We start from the raw sequence: 16,096 nt of genomic DNA on the forward strand, positions 1-16,096 counted from the left end.
ATATAAAAATCCTCTTTCTTAGAGCAGCCGTACTTTCAAGAATTAACTAATCCCCTTTTTATACTCAAATTTCCATTTCTATAGTAAAAGCACCCAGCTTTGACACTGGATGCTTCCTTCATATGGCAAACACTTTGGCAAACAAACATGTAGATTTAAGTGAGTTGGCCAAGTTTTAACACTGCCAAAATGCTGTTATATCGCGGTTCCAACTCTATCTTACATTGCCATTCTATTCGTATTCGATCGTCGAAGGTGGCTTACTCGTGACATCGTAAAGGATCCGGTTAACGTGATCTACTTCATTAACGATCCGCACGGAAATCTTTTGAAGAACGTCCCATGGAATCTTCGCAAAGTCAGCAGTCATCCCGTCAATTGAGGTTACGGCACGGATAGCAACGGCATAATCATATGTCCGGCCATCACCCATGACACCAACTGAACGAATTCCTGGCAAGACGGTGAAGTATTGCCAAATTTTTTCATCCAGTCCGGCTTTCTTAATCTCTTCACGCAAGATTGCGTCTGATTCACGGACAATTTCCAGCTTTTCTGGAGTAATTTCACCGATAACCCGGATACCAAGACCTGGACCTGGGAACGGTTGCCGCCAAACTAATTCGTGCGGGATCCCAAGCTTTTCACCCAATTCACGGGTTTCATCCTTAAAGAGCTTCCGTAATGGTTCGATCAGCTTAAAGCCGAGCTTCTTTGGCAAGCCTCCAACATTGTGATGGGACTTGATTGTTTGGGCAGTGTCAGTTCCTGATTCGATCACATCAGTGTAAAGGGTCCCTTGAGCGAGGAAGTCAGCGTCAGGAATCTTCTTTGCTTCTTCGTTGAAGACTTCGATAAATTCCTTACCAATAATCTTTCGCTTTGTTTCGGGATCAGTAACACCCTCTAACTTGCCGAGGAAGCGATCAGCAGCGTCAACCTTGATAATATTTACCCCAAGATCCTTATTCAAGGCTTTCATTACTTGATCGGCTTCGTTCTTCCGTAACAGGCCGTGGTCAACAAAGATACAAGTTAATTGGTCACCAATTGCCTTGTGAATCAGTACGGCAGTAACACTAGAATCAACCCCACCGGAAAGACCTAAGATCACCTTCTTGTCACCAACTTCTTGGCGAATATGGTCGACTTGAAGATCGATAAAGTCATCCATTGTCCAGTTGTCCTTGACGCCACAAACGTCAAAGGCAAACCGCCGAAGAATGTCTAGTCCATATTCGGAGTTTCGTACTTCAGCGTGGAACTGAATTCCATAGAACTTCCGCTTGTTATCAGCGATTGCGGAAATTGGGCAATTCTTGCTGGTTGCGGTAACTTCAAAGCCTTCAGGAGCCTTGGTTACTAAGTCACCGTGACTCATCCAAACATATTGCTTCTTTGGCAAGCCCTTGAACAATACCGCGTCATCTTTTAAGACTTCAATATCAGCACGACCATATTCGGAATTATCGGCCTTTTCAACCTTACCGCCAAGATCGTATGACATTAATTGCATCCCATAACAAATCCCTAAAATTGGAATACCTAACTTAAAGATTTCAGAATCAACCTTAAAGGCATCCTTGTCGTAGACACTGTTTGGACCACCAGAGAAAATAATACCTTTCGGGTTAATTTTCTTGATTTCATCAGCCGTAATCTTGTGTGAAAGGAGTTCAGAATATACCCCAAAGTCACGCAAACGTCGGGTAATCAATTGATTATACTGACTACCAAAATCAAGCACGATAATCTTATCAAAAGCATCCAAGTTTAATTTTGCCACGTTGCCACTTCCCTTTTCTGAATTTCTTATTTCTTAACAACTAAGTTTACAAGCTAAACGTTTAATGGTCAATGATCATTATTAGTTCGTTTTTTAAACTAGACAACTCTTGGAGCACCGTTTAAAGAGTAATGCATCAAGAGTCGACTTTTAACCGCGTTTCAAGTAAATTCGATCCACCACGTGATTAGCAGTTTTATGAAGAATGATATTTGCCCGATTACGGGTTGGCAAAATATAGTCAGTGAGGTTCGGCAAATCAATTGTTTGCCAAACGTTCTTTGCCATCTTAAATGCTTCTTCTCGTGGTCCCTGAGAATATGAATAGTAATAATTATTCGGATCGGTAAGTGCCGTGTCTAACAGCATCCCAAACCGTTGCAGGTACCATTTTTCAATCTGCTCAGCATCCGCGTCAACATAAATGGAAGTATCAAAATAGTCACTAACATAGATCTGCTGACTAGATGGCAGCTGAAGGGTATTAATTCCTTCCACAATTAAAACGTCCGGTTGCCGGATAACTAACGGTTGGTCTGGCATTACATCATACACCTGATGTGAGTACGTCGGTGCTTTTACTACCGCCTTGCCAGCCTCGATATCATTCATAAAGCGCAGCAGTTTCTCCATATCGTACGATTCAGGAAACCCTTTCCGATCCAGAATCCCCCGCCGTTTCAATTCGGCATTTGGATAAAGAAAACCATCCGTGGTCATTAATTCGACCCGCTTATCTGGGAGAAGCTTATTTAGCAAAATACTTAAAAGCCGAGCAATTGTACTCTTACCGACCGCAACCGATCCCGCAATCCCGATAATATACGGGACCCGTTCACTTTTCTGGTGGAGAAAATTAGCCTTTTGCATCTGCCATTCCAGATGGTTTTGAAAGCGCAATTGAAGCAGCTTGATTAGTGGCAAATAGATATCCTGGACATCTTCAATTGAAATTCGATCATTAAGTGATTTAATCTCATCAAGGTTATCCTGGCTCAAGCGAACCGTATCAGTCGGAAAAAAGCTATGCCACTCCTGCCGATCAAACTGCTCATAATTCATCCATTCATTCATAGTTACTGATTCCTTCATTAATTAATGTAAGCGATTAACAATAATCATACCATAGTTTAGTGTGACTAGATCAGAAAGTGTTCTTGGTTATATTTATCAACAAATGCAGCAAAGAATGGTAATGACAATTGAACGAAGCCACGACGAGGAACCGTAATCAATTGATCGGCTATAACATCCCTGTTTATATTTGTTTTATATTTCGATCAAATAAAAAAACTGTCAGTTTTTACTGACAGTTTTTTCCACCCTAATCTGGGAAACTAGGATTCTGATCCTTTAATTCCGGTGCGTCAGTCGAGTAATCATCGTAAGTGCTCTGATTATTATTCTCTGCCTTCACACTCGTCTTGTGTTTCTTCTGATCCTTCTTCAGGTTCTTCAGACTCTTCTTCATATTATAAGTGTAGTCCTTCTTGTTGACCTTCTTGAATCCTGGAAGATTGTAGAAGCGAATCAGGTCACCATTCATTACCTTATCGGCTAATCCCAGCTCAGTTGTGACGTACTTTTGAATCTTGTCAAACTGCTTCTGTTCCTTTGCCGTTGGGCTCTTAATCTGCTTTCCAGTAGCAGTGTGGTAGTAATCACCATTATATTTCGTGTATTTTGGCGTTACCCAGTCACCATTCCGGAATGGCACAATTTGGTTCCGATCCTTAGAAAGAAGATCTTGTCCGAATTGAATATACTTGTCTGAACTAATTCCTAACAAGTCCTCGATGGTTGGCAGAACATCAATTTCACCACCGTAAGTATGATCAATTCCACCCTTAAGGCCAGGAGCATTGATCATGAATGGAACCTTTTGGAACATTGCCAAGTCGTAGTTGGTAACCTTCTTTTTACCTAAAATCTGAGCAATTGCTGGCCGGTGGTTGTTTGAAATTCCGTAGTGGTCACCATATAAAATAATGACACTATTTTGCCGTAAGCCAGATTTATCAAGGTAATCTAAGAATTCGCCAATTGATTGATCAAGGTAATGGGCGGTTTGGATATAGTGATCAACCGTGTCATCCCCGGTCTTCCAAGCATCAATTGAAGTATTCTTCTTATCAATAATGTATGGGTAGTGGTTAGTAACGGTGATCAACTTAGCATAGAATGGTTGCGGCAACTGCTCTATGTAGTGCATTGATTCCTTCATGAAGATCTTATCCTTCAACCCGTAACCCAATTCTTGATCCTTAACCTTTGGGTAGTAGCTCTTACTAAAGAAGTACTGGTAGCCAAAGGACTTATAAGCATTGTCACGGTTCCAGAAACTCGGCACATCCCCGTGGAAGGAGGCTGTCGTGTAACCCAGTTTTTGGTGCAGCAAAGCAGGGGCTGATTGGAACGTGTTATTCGTCCCGTCAGTAACCATTGCTGAACCTTCTGGCAACCCATAAAGGGAGTTTTCCAACATCATTTCGGCATCAGCAGTCTTCCCTTGACCGACCTGATGGAAGAAATTATCAAACGCCAAAGTATTAGATGAGTGGTATAGCTTGTTTAAGTTTGGCATTACTTCCTGACCATTTTGCTTATAGTCAATCATAAATTGCTGCAAACTTTCCAAGTGGATAACGAAGATATTCTTTCCCCGCATCGTCCCTTCGTACTCAACATTTGGACCAGCATAGTTCTTCTTTAAGAACTTTTGCACTGGCTTTAGCTGTTCCTTATTTGCTTTAGCCTTAACCACACTGTTATGAGTTGTCTTTACCCCATCATAAATAGTGTAAGCTTGCAGACCGAGGTACTTAACGATGTAGTTATTATCAAATGTCCGGGTTAACAATTGCGAACGGTTTGATTCGGCCATCCCCAAGTTAACACCAAACAAGACAAAACCTAACGCGGTAATCGTCATTGCATAACGAATCTTAAAGTACCGCATATCGATCCGAATAACATGGAACAGGAGTACTAATGCAAGAATAATCACATCAGCGTAGACCAAGAAATCCTCTGGGCGAATAATTCCGAGAATACTCGTCCCTAGGTTATTAGAGGCTGCTCCTGACCCCTTAATAATGTTAAATGTAATAAAATCGGAAAATTCACGGTAGTACAGGATATTAGCGAACAGCCAGGTTGAGAGTAATGCATTAATAATCAGCATTAACCAGTACGATAACCGTCCCCTAAAATATAACGCAATCCCCAGAAAAACTAAGGCACCTGGAATGGTATTAAATGCCAAGAGAAAGTGCTGAACGCTTCCCTTAACGCCCAAGTTAAACTCAGTGCTATATGCCCAGTAACTTTTAATTGCAAACAGGAGTACTACTAGCAGAAAAAAGCCAAGCTTGGTATTCAAGCCGTGCCAGAGCTTCTGCAACGCTGTCTTCATAATCGTTCCTCCATTAAAAAATATCAATACCTACAATATTACAACAATTTAGAGTGAGCAACCTTTAAAAACTTATTTCAAAAAAAATTAAGAATAAGACAGAGTGCGAGCACGTTAAAACCTTCCGGTGGCTAACGATTTCTCCACCGAACGGCGTCTCGTCGTCGGAGGTGGAGGTCGTTAGCTCGAGGAAGGTTAGTGCGAGCCGATCTTGACTATGTTGCCTAGGAAGAAGGTCCTTAACCCTGCTACCAAAAACAGTCCCCCCTCTTCTTTTTCTTTGTTGTATTTGCAACAAAATATCATATACTAGGATAGTAAATATTTTGGGGAGGAATCTTAATGTCAAAACGTAAGGCTAATTTACTCTTACTAACCGTCGCCATTCTCTGGGGTGCAAGTTATATTTTCGTCCGAATGGCAATCAATGCTGGAATGCAGTCAAGAATGATTAATGCTGTCCGGGGGACGATGTGTGTGGTCGGCTGCCTGATTGTCTTTAATAAAAGTATCCGGCAAATGACTTGGTTTGATTTCAAGGCAGGCCTATTAATGGGGATTACTAACTTTGTCGCCTATTACTTACAAACTGACGGTCTCCGTTTTACCACGCCAGCCAAAAACGCCTTTATCACTACCATGTATGTTGCCCTTTCACCACTTCTCTTATGGATTTTTTGGCACGAACGGCCACGACGAAAAACCTACTTTGTTATTCCGTTAGCGTTAATTGGGATGGGCATTTTAACCAACGTTACGGCTACTGGATTAGCCTTAAACTACGGTGATCTTCTAACTCTCATTTCTTCAATCTTCTGGGCCCTCCAGTTAATCTTCTTTGGTAAAATTGCCTCGAAAGCTTCAAGTCCTTGGGTAATTATCTTTATGATCGGATTAATCCAGGGGGCTGCCGGATGGGGTGTTTCCTTTGCAACCGAAACCCAAACTTTCTCCCGCATCCACTGGCTACAAGCGCTCATCCCTGTTGCCCTGCTTGCCATTCTCGTTACTTTCATTGCTCAGGGAATGCAAATTACCGCTCAAAAATATACCGATGCTACATCAGCCGGGTTACTCCTGATGCTTGAATCTTTCTTTGCCAGTGTCCTGTCAGTAATTTTAGGCTATGATTCATTAACCCATTCACTAATCATTGGTGGCGCAATCTTACTCCTCGCAAACGCGATTATGCAAACTGATCTCCACCGTCTTCCATTCTTAAAACGAACTAATTAATTGCATTTTGGATCAACAATTGGTACTCTGCAATTATCTTTTAGCCAGGAATTTTCTGGAAGTTGAAAGGAGCACGCTGATGAAGCTTTACAAAACAGCCGCTAACCTCCTTCTTGTTTTTGTAACCATTCTTTGGGGGAGCACCTATATTTTCAATAAAGTGGTGGTCAATGCCGGAATGCAATCGGGGACCATCAATGCGGTTCGTGGTGCTATGTGTGTAGTTGGTGGGATTATCCTCTTTCACCGCCAACTAAAACAAGCTACCCGGTTTGACATCAAAGTAGGCTTAATCGTTGGTCTGGTTAACTTTTGCGGTTATTATCTAAGAACGCTCGGTCTTCGTTCCACAACACCGGCTAAGAGTTCCTTTATTACCGTGACTTACGTTATCTTGACGCCACTAATTTTATGGATTTTTTGGCATGAGCGCCCACAACTCAAGATCATTTTTGCAATTCCGCTCTCGCTTGCTGGAATGGCAATTCTAACGGGCATTACCGGAAGTACCTGGTCTCTTCAGTCAGGCGACCTAATCACTTTCTTCTCTGCCTTCTTCTGGGCGTTGCAAATTATCATTTTTGGTAAGTACGCGAGTCGGGCATCTAATCCGTGGATTATCATTACATTAATTGGATTTGTCCAAGTAATCTGCGGTACCCCATTAGCACTAACCACGGAACGAGCATCACTTACACATATTCATTGGCTCCAAGCACTTCTCCCGCTAGCAATCATTGCCATAGTGATTACCTTTGCAGCTCGGGGAATCCAAATTAGGGCACAAAAGTACACTGATGCCACTTCTGCCAGTTTGATTTTGATGAGCGAATCATTCTTTGCAACCGTCATTTCCGTTCTTCTCGGCTATGACCAACTTTCACCACGATTAGTTATTGGTGGTCTACTAATTATTATGGCTAACGTGATTATGCAGTTTAACTTCCGCAAGTCAAAGCTAAGAGTGCAAGATTAAGCTACCTTTAAAACAAAGACCTAAGTTCCCGTCAAACGGAGACTTAGGTCTTTGTTTTAATTAATTATTCTTATCGCGCTTCACAAATGAATAAAGTTCATCTGGTACATCCTTAAGTAACGGCGTCACCTTGCCTACGGAAATCATCGTTAACGCGTGCATTGCCCGAGAAGCAATCGTATACAGCAGCTGGCGCTCACTATCATCAGGGTATTCTTGCTCGTTAATGTTCCAAGCAATTACCGCATCAAATTCTAGCCCTTTAGCTAAGAAAGACGGCACAATAATAACCCCATCAACTAAGCGCTGGTTTTCTGTCCGAATAAGCGTTGTCTTGACATTCCGCTGTTTTAATTCGTCATAAAGCTTTTCACAATCATCAAGCGTCTTGCCGATAATCGCCACTGCATCATGCTCCTGCTGGTACTTCTTTAGCGTTTCAACGACACTATCAACACCGGCAGAATAATTATCAGCTTCAATCACGGTTGGTAAATCACCATTTCGGTCAAAGGCTTCAATTGCCTCACCATTCATTAAGAAATGCTTCGTAAAGTCCGTGATCTGTTTAGTTGACCGGTAAGACTTAGTCAGTTGAACAACCTTTGTCTTTTCCGGATCAAACATTGTCCCCAATTGTCGTAAGAGCGAACGACTATTCTCATGGGTAAAGATTGCCTGATTCAAATCACCAAGAAGAGTAAACCGAGCATTAGGAAAACGGAACTTTAAGTATGCTAACTGATAGGCATCATAATCCTGAACTTCGTCAATGAAGACATATCGAATATCCCGTTGGCCCTTCTTCCCGGTCATTAAATCGTAGAGGTAGAGATAAATGGTAATCCCGTTGGCACTAATGTTTCCTTGACGGAGATCATCCTTTGTTTTTTCAACGTACGCTTCCCATTCAGCAGTGCTAATGCCAAATTTGTTCAGGTCCATGAGCTTAGGGGTTGCTCGGAGGAGGTGGATAAATTGGGCGTTAATGTTTAGCCATAAATTATGATCAATCGCCCGTTTCACTGGTGTGAGCGCCTTCATTACAATCTGGCGGGCGAGAAACTTGAACTGTTGATTTTCATCCGCAAATTCTCGTGGCTGGTTGTCCATCAAGTCATCAATTTGTTCCTTGCTCAGGTTTTGCACAGCCTCTTCAGCCCACTTACTGCGCATTTCAACACTAACCCGGTGATTGAGGTACTTAATTAATGCCTCTTTAGTTCCGTCAAGCCGGTTACCAAGATTGTAGTTGCTATTAAATGAGTAGTAAATTTCTTTGATCTTCTCTTTACTAATGAAGACTTTCCCGCGGAACATTAAATTACGAAAACGCATATTGGCCTTTCCAAGATGCTTAGCATAACGTCCGGTTGCCTTAAAGTAAGCTAAACTCGTTGTTAATTGAACCGCCTTCTTGACTGCCGGATCCTGGCTGCTGGTAAAGCGTTGGGCGAGCGTTTCTACATGCAATCGCGGAACCCGCCGATTAGCAAATTGGTAATAAGTCATCTGAACCATGTTATGTTCCCCTAATTCTGGGAGCACTTGATCAATGTAATCATTAAATAATTGGTTGGGCGAGAAGAGAACCACTTGAGAAGAACTTAGGTTGCCCCGGTAACGGTACAAAAGCCACGCAACCCGTTGAAGAACTGCGGCTGTTTTACCGGAACCAGCAGCTCCCTGGACGAAGAGAAGTTCATCCTTTGTGTCCCGAATAATTTCATTTTGGGTTCGCTGAATTGTTGTAACGATACTCTTCATCTTAGTACTGGAATGAGTCCCCAAAGCTTCCAAAAGCATTTGATCACCGACCTGCTCGTCAGTATCAAAAATCGTTACAATTGTCCCATCATCAATCTGAAATTGACGTTTGAGGGTCATGTTAACTTCCTGAGTTCCAACCGGCGTCTCGTAACTAACCTTTCCTAGCTTTCCCTCATAGTAGATCGAAGAAATTGGTGCCCGCCAATCGTATACCAGAAAATGATCTGGCTGGTCACTAAATGATGCTAAGCCAATATAAACGGTTTCGGGTTTTTCAGCCCCCTTTTCTTGGAAGTCAATTCGGGCAAAGTAAGGTTTCTTTTCTAAGCGTTTCAAGGTTGAAAGGCGATCCGCAGCGTGTTGCCAGCTATTTTGTCGTTCATCCAGCATCTGCTGCTGGGCACGAAATGACATTGCCGTATCCATCATCCCTGAATAGGTCGCCGTGTTTAGGTGAATATCATCAATCTGTTTATTAATTCCCTTAATATCATGTCGGGCGGTATGGATCTTTTCTTCGGCTCTTTCCTTAGCCTGTTTGATCTCATCAATAACGTGATCTAAATGCTGCTGTTCAAATTCTTGTACTGACTGTTCGGTCACTCTTTCTACCTCCATTCGTGAAATCGTCTTACTATTATATCATTGATGAAGCGGTGACCGAAACAATATCACCCTGCTATCGTGAATGCTAAATTATCTTTAAATATCACTGCTACCCTAACTTTTAAGTCCAGAATAACGGTAAAATAGTATAATAACTCGATTCAGAAAGGAGCCTTGTCGATTGGCCAACTTATTTTATATCTTGACTCACATTGCTGAAGTGATCATTCCAATGTTTGAATGGTTGGGACCCTGGAGTTATGTTCTATTGTTTACAATCATCTTCATGGAAACCGGACTGGTCATCTTTCCGTGGCTCCCGGGAGAATCACTGATTTTCCTTACCGCCTCGTTTATTGCATTTCACCCTGTCCTGAAAATGGAAATTGTGATTCCCGTTTTCTTTTTAGCCGCTTTTATTGGTGATACGGTCAATTACTTTATTGGTCGCTCCCTTTCGCGCTGGCAATGGCTTTCAAAACGAGTTAATGGTCCCGGAATGGTTAAAGCCCATCAGTTACTAGAAAAGCACGGGATTAAAACCGTTGCGTTTGGTCGCTTTGTCCCGCTGATCCGGACGTTTGTGCCGTTAATCGCCGGAACAATGCACTTTGACTTTCGCCGATTCATGATCGGAAACCTTCTTGGGGTTATAATATGGGTTCTCCTTGCCAGTGTCGTCGGTTACTACTTTGGTAGCATTCCCTTTGTTAAGGAACACTTCTCGTTAATTATCCTGATTTTTGTTGCTGGCGCTCTGCTGGTTATCGCCACCCTTGCTCTTATTCGTCATATTAGGCGAAAGATCCTTAAGCGGAATAACATGCTGTAACATTAGGCCGCTACAGTTCCCACTTACCATTAAAGCATGGTAAAATAGTAGATAATTGTTATTACGTAATAAAGGAGCTGATCAAGTTGGCAATTACTGTCTACTTTGTTCGTCATGGTCAAACCTACCTCAACCGTTATAATCGGATGCAGGGCTGGTCTGACGCTCCCCTGACCGAAAAGGGGATTGAAGATGCTAAGCGTGTAGGAAAGGCACTATCGAAGGTTAAGTTTGATTACATTTTCAGTAGTGATCTTTCACGGGCAGTTAATACCGCACGGTTGCTCCTTGCTGCTGATCCGAATACTGACCTTAAGGAGCCAATTCAAGAACCAGCATTTCGCGAAATCTTCTTTGGCTTTTTTGAAGGAGCAAATGGTGGTGCAGTTGCTGACATCGTTGGCGGCAAATACGGCTACCATACATTCTCCCAAATGGCTGCCGGCTGGGGCACAGATGAACTCAAAAATCGAATTGCAAAGGCAGATCAATATGGGGACGCTGAAGATGCCAAACGTTTTTGGCAACGAATGGATAAGGGCTTTGATCGGTTGCGTAACCTGCCAGATAACTCTGTTGCGGTTGTCGTTTCACACGGCGCTGCGATCCGTTCAATCGCTGATCGCTACCTTGAAGGGGTCGACCAAAATGTTTCGCCACGAAACGGCAGCATTATGAAAATGACATTAACTGATACTGATACTCATGTGGACTTTTATAACCAACTCCACATTCCTGATAAATAAAAATAATTGAACTTAAAAGGGGGAACACTATCTTTCAATGGATAACATACAAACTGAAGAGCCAGTATTAATCACTGGGTTAAACACCGAACAAGAAGACTTTGATTATTCCATGACCGAACTTGCTGAATTAGCCCAGGCAAATCACATGAAGGCAATCGACCGGATTGATCAGTCAATTGACCGGCCTAATCCAGCTACCTACTTCGGAAGTGGTAAGGTTGATGAAATTAAAGAAGCAGTTTTAGCTGAAAATGTTTCAACCGTGATCACTAATGATGAGTTAACTCCTAGTCAGTTACGAAATCTTGAGGACGAACTTGGCTGTCGTGTTCTTGACCGTACTGCACTGATCCTTGAAATCTTCGCTGAACGGGCACAGTCCAAGGAAGCCAAACTCCAAGTTCAAATTGCAGAATTACAATACCGACTGCCACGATTACAGACTAGTGCTAACCAACGACTTGATCAGCAAACCGGTGGCGGTAGCGGCTTCACTAACCGGGGATCCGGTGAAACCAAGTTGGAAATGAACCGCCGGACAATTCAGAATTCAATCAGCCACCTGCGAAAAGAACTGCGGGTAATTGATCGTTCCGAAGAAGTTAAACGAAAGCAACGGGACAAGAGTGCCATTCCAACGGCCGCCCTCGTTGGTTATACTAACGCTGGTAAGTCTACGATCATGAATGGCCTCGTTGAAAAATATGGTGCCGGCGAAGACAAGACTGTTTTTGAAAAGGACATGCTATTTGCTACTTTGGATACCAGTGTTCGTCAATTAACATTACCGGATCAAAAACGGTTCTTACTTAGTGATACGGTCGGCTTTGTTAGCAAGTTGCCAACCCACCTGGTTGAATCATTCAAGTCAACGTTGGCAGAAGCAGCTAATGCTGACCTATTAATTCAGGTCATTGATGCTTCAGATCCACATTACGAAGACATGATGAAAACCACCCAAAAGACACTCAAGCAGATTGGAATTGAAAATATCCCAATGCTGTATGTCTTTAACAAGGCCGATAAGACCGACATGGAATATCCAGTGCTTGAAGGTGACGATCAAATCGTGATTTCTGCTAAGGATGATGAATCACTTGATCTCCTCGTTTCAACCATTCGAAAGCACCTGTTCCAAGACTATGTTGAAGCCAAAATGTTGATCCCGTTTGCGGACGGGAATGTTGTTTCGTACCTTAACGAAAACACCAACATCTTGAATACTGAATACCAAAATAGCGGAACCGTTCTAACCGTTGAACTTTCGCAAAAAGATTACGATAAGTATCAAAAATACGTTATTCAATAAATAGGAAGCTGGGAATTAACCCATTTAAGAGCCTGGTGGGCTAACCTAGAACGATGAATGATGATGAATTCATCAGAGTCGTTCGTAGTTAGACTCGAAGGCTCGGGTTAATTTCCGCAATTAGACTCTGTAAGTTCGGAGATAACTAAATATAGATAGAGGGTGAGAAAAACTTTTATTTTTCTCACCCTCTATCTATATTTATATAAATGATACTACGCTGCCCTGCGATTAATCATCCCCATAATCCAGGAAACAATTAATACCAGAATTACTGCACCGATAATCGAAGGGACGATTGCCATTCCGGCAACTTGTGGTCCCCAGTCACCGAGGACTGCTTCACCTAGTGATGAACCTACTAGTCCGGCAATGATATTACTGATGACTCCCATGGAACCACCACGACGAGTAATCGCTCCGGCAATCAATCCAATGACACCACCGACAATTAATACCCAAATCCAATGAAGCATTTACATCCCCTCCTTTTATTCAGCTAATTCTTCTTTTTTCTTATCTGCTTTCTTTTTCAACTCATCTGCTTTTGCTTGCGCCTTACCGTGAGTTTCTTGTGCTTTACCTTCTGCCTCACGAACTTTATCCTTAGTTATTTTTCCTTCAACCTGTTTCAGCTTACCGACAACCTTGTTCTTAATGCTCTTTTTGCTAGTCATAGTCTGCTCCTTTCTCTATCTAAGTGACTGTGTGCTAGTAACTTTCTTTGATGGTTTGATCATAACAATAAGCGATTTCATTAGCGACCCTTTACCAGTTTGCTTACGAAAGTATTAATATTAATTATCTTTTCCTTAAATTAACAAAAGACGTGAAGATGCTATTTCACCAGCATTCTCACGTCTTTTAACGGCTGCTCACTTATTAATTATGAATTAAAAACGAATTTCGTTCTTAACATTTTTTCCTTTAATAATCGCGACAATATCATTCAAACTAACCTGAACCATATTGCGAACAGCAGTAGTCGTCATGAAGGCAACGTGTGGCGTCACTACCACGTTTGGCATTTCCACTAATTCCTTGAAGTCAGCTGGAACGTCTTCTGGCGAAACCTTCTTACTAAAGTAAGTTGTTTCATCACCAAGAGTATCAAGCCCAGCTCCCGCAATTTCATGGTTCTTCAGAGCTGCAATCAGGTCATTCGTATTAACAACTTTTCCCCGTGCCATATTAATCAAGATTGCATTATTCTTCATTTGCTTAAATTGCGGAGCAGCAAACATGTTTTCTGTACTGGAAGTCAACGGAACATGGAGGGTAATAATGTCAGCCTCCGTTAACGCGGTTTCTAGATCAACAAAAGCGTCAACATACGGTGCATAAATAACGCTCGCTTCCCGCGTAACCGCAATTACCCGTGCACCCAACGCCTTATAAATCTGTGCGGTTGCTCCGCCAATATGACCGAGACCGACAATCGCAACGGTTTGGTTGTAGATTTCATTGCTAACTAGATCTTTACTCCAGCGGAAATCAGCGTCATTTACCATCCGTTCCTTAAATTCTCCGATCCGGCGCAAAAGGTACATTGCGTGGGTCAATCCCATTTCCGCAATTGCCCGTGGAGAATAGATAGAAACATTCGTGATCTTCAGACCATTGCTCTTTGCTAAATCAAGATCAAACATGTCAAATCCTGCTGTCCGGGTTGATAGCTGCTTAATCCCAAATTGCTTTAACTTAGCATAGATCGCTGGATCATCAATCTTACTGGTCTGAAGAACTGAAATTCCATCAAAACCCTCTACTAAATCAATTGTTGAGGCGGTTAGTTGTTCCTTAACTAATTTAACCTCATTGCCGGTTTTAGCAGCCCACTCCTTAGCGTAAGGTACTTCTTTATCGTCTACGCCAAACATAATTAGTTTCATTTGTAATCCCATCCTTTTATGTATCTGTAAGTCTTTGTGTGCAAAAAATCGCTTACAATCCTTATTATACTAGATTGATGAACAAACTAAAAACAACCTAAGATTAGTTCAGAACGAAGATAATCTTAGGTTGTTTATTTATAAAGTCATTTTTAATTTAAGCAGTCTTAGTTTCTCGACGAGTGACAAAATCACGCTGAATCCAAACGGAGACAACCATTGCTAAGGCATCAATAATAACAAAGACAATCAAAGTTACATAGTAATTATGGAGTACTTGGTGAGTATAGGAAAGAAGGATTGGCCCAACCATTCCCGCTGCAGCCCAGGCGGTTAAGATGTAACCATGAATGGCGCCTAATTCCTTTGTTCCAAAGACATCGCCGAGGTAGGCTGGAATTACTGAGAATCCAGCACCGTAGCAAGACATTAACAAGCAAAGTGCTAACGCAAAGATAAATGGTGTCTTAAAGAAAAGAAGAACGAAGAGCATTAAAATATCGAGCACGAAGATCAAACTATACGTAAGCGGTCGACCAATAAAGTCAGATAATGTTGCCCAGGCAAGCCGACCAAACCCATTGAATAAGCCAATAATCCCGACCATTACCGCGGCAGCACTGGCAGTCATTGTCGTCATATTCTGCGCCATTGGAGAAGCTGCCGAAACGAGACCAATGCCAGTGGTAATGTTGATAAAGAACATAAACCATAAGAATGCGAAAGTCCGGGTCTTTAATGCTTGGTTGGCGGTTAATTCTTGGTTAGTTAAACTTACCCGTTGAGCATTTTCAGCGATTGCTTGCGGTAATTCATGAGGACGTGGCTTTTTAATAAATTGAGCAGCCACAATCATTACAACAAAGTAAAATGCTCCTAAAACATAAAAGGTATTCGCAATCCCCACAAGTGCCATCAGGTGTTGAGCAACTGGACCAGTAAGCATTGCTGCAAAACCGAATCCCATAATTGCTAACCCAGTAGCTAATCCCCGCTTGTCAGGGAACCAACGCACAATCGTTGATACTGGTGTAACATAGCCAGAGCCTAATCCTAAGCCGCCAATAACACCATAAGCTAAGTAAAGCAACCATAAGTGGTGTGATTGGATCGCTAATCCAGTCAATGCAATTCCGCTTCCGTAACAAATACTTGAGATCGTTCCAGTAACAGTTGGGCCAAACTTTTCAACTAACCGTCCCATAAATGCAGCTGACATCCCTAAAAAGAAGATTGCCAAACTAAACGCAAATGATACTGATGTTTCCTTCCAACCAGTATAGGCAGAAATTGGCTTGGTAAACACACTCCAAGCATATACCCCACCAATCATTAAGTGGAGGATTACCCCCGCAATTGCAACTCCATACCGATTCCTCGTCTTTGCCATTCTCGATACTTCCTTTGCTGTTATTTCCGAACTTTATTTTTAAATAAGTTATATTAGTTCGGTGTTTAAAAAATAACACAGGAGTTTCTATTAAACAATAAGCAAAACACGAACTTTGCTATTGTAAGCGATTAA

Annotated in this window: 13 protein-coding genes; 5 read left to right on the plus strand and 8 right to left on the minus strand. The window is 42.1% G+C overall.

Annotated elements, in window-relative coordinates:
- Positions 1 to 232: 232 nt before the first annotated feature.
- From guaA to MR181_RS02760, 3 genes are all read right to left on the minus strand, one after another.
- On the minus strand, positions 233 to 1,786 hold the full coding sequence (gene guaA / locus MR181_RS02750; protein WP_242334583.1) for a glutamine-hydrolyzing GMP synthase: 1,554 nt from the start codon (positions 1,784 to 1,786) through the stop codon (positions 233 to 235).
- A 150-nt stretch (positions 1,787 to 1,936) separates the two neighbouring features.
- Positions 1,937 to 2,860: a type I pantothenate kinase gene (gene coaA / locus MR181_RS02755; protein ID WP_242334586.1), complete on the minus strand. Its 924-nt coding sequence runs from the start codon at positions 2,858 to 2,860 to the stop codon at positions 1,937 to 1,939.
- 250 nt (positions 2,861 to 3,110) lie between these two features.
- On the minus strand, positions 3,111 to 5,201 hold the full coding sequence (locus tag MR181_RS02760) for an LTA synthase family protein (protein ID WP_242334589.1): 2,091 nt from the start codon (positions 5,199 to 5,201) through the stop codon (positions 3,111 to 3,113).
- A gap of 342 nt (positions 5,202 to 5,543) precedes the next feature.
- Between MR181_RS02760 and MR181_RS02765 the strand changes: the two genes are divergently transcribed.
- A complete protein-coding gene (locus MR181_RS02765; protein ID WP_242334591.1) occupies positions 5,544 to 6,437 on the plus strand; it encodes a DMT family transporter in 894 nt (297 codons plus the stop codon).
- A gap of 79 nt (positions 6,438 to 6,516) precedes the next feature.
- Positions 6,517 to 7,413 carry a DMT family transporter gene (locus tag MR181_RS02770; protein WP_242334594.1) on the plus strand — a complete coding sequence of 299 codons (897 nt, stop codon included), beginning with the start codon at positions 6,517 to 6,519 and terminating at the stop codon, positions 7,411 to 7,413.
- A 60-nt stretch (positions 7,414 to 7,473) separates the two neighbouring features.
- On the opposite strand, the gene helD is transcribed toward MR181_RS02770, so the two are convergent.
- Entirely contained in the window at positions 7,474 to 9,801 is a 2,328-nt protein-coding gene (gene helD, locus MR181_RS02775; RefSeq protein WP_242334596.1) for an RNA polymerase recycling motor HelD, read from the minus strand.
- Positions 9,802 to 9,970: 169 nt separating this feature from the next.
- On the opposite strand from helD, the gene MR181_RS02780 reads away from it, so the two are divergent.
- From MR181_RS02780 to hflX, 3 genes are all read left to right on the plus strand, one after another.
- Positions 9,971 to 10,621: a DedA family protein gene (locus MR181_RS02780; RefSeq protein WP_191911026.1), complete on the plus strand. Its 651-nt coding sequence runs from the start codon at positions 9,971 to 9,973 to the stop codon at positions 10,619 to 10,621.
- 86 nt (positions 10,622 to 10,707) lie between these two features.
- Positions 10,708 to 11,367, plus strand: a complete 660-nt coding sequence (locus MR181_RS02785) for a histidine phosphatase family protein (RefSeq protein ID WP_242334599.1) — start codon at positions 10,708 to 10,710, stop codon at positions 11,365 to 11,367.
- Positions 11,368 to 11,404: 37 nt separating this feature from the next.
- Positions 11,405 to 12,679, plus strand: a complete 1,275-nt coding sequence (gene hflX, locus MR181_RS02790; protein ID WP_242334602.1) for a GTPase HflX — start codon at positions 11,405 to 11,407, stop codon at positions 12,677 to 12,679.
- Between the two features lie 215 nt (positions 12,680 to 12,894).
- Here hflX and MR181_RS02795 read toward each other — a convergent pair whose 3' ends face one another.
- From MR181_RS02795 to MR181_RS02810, 4 genes are all read right to left on the minus strand, one after another.
- Entirely contained in the window at positions 12,895 to 13,155 is a 261-nt protein-coding gene (locus MR181_RS02795; RefSeq protein ID WP_191911029.1) for a GlsB/YeaQ/YmgE family stress response membrane protein, read from the minus strand.
- A gap of 15 nt (positions 13,156 to 13,170) precedes the next feature.
- Complete coding sequence (locus MR181_RS02800; RefSeq protein WP_098044541.1) at positions 13,171 to 13,356, minus strand: CsbD family protein; 186 nt, start codon at positions 13,354 to 13,356, stop codon at positions 13,171 to 13,173.
- A 216-nt stretch (positions 13,357 to 13,572) separates the two neighbouring features.
- A complete protein-coding gene (locus tag MR181_RS02805; protein WP_242334605.1) occupies positions 13,573 to 14,571 on the minus strand; it encodes a D-2-hydroxyacid dehydrogenase in 999 nt (332 codons plus the stop codon).
- A 157-nt stretch (positions 14,572 to 14,728) separates the two neighbouring features.
- On the minus strand, positions 14,729 to 15,961 hold the full coding sequence (locus MR181_RS02810) for an L-lactate MFS transporter (protein ID WP_242334608.1): 1,233 nt from the start codon (positions 15,959 to 15,961) through the stop codon (positions 14,729 to 14,731).
- Positions 15,962 to 16,096: the final 135 nt, after the last annotated feature.

It is taken from the genome of Limosilactobacillus urinaemulieris, assembly GCF_932750685.1.
GTDB lineage: Bacteria > Bacillota > Bacilli > Lactobacillales > Lactobacillaceae > Limosilactobacillus > Limosilactobacillus urinaemulieris.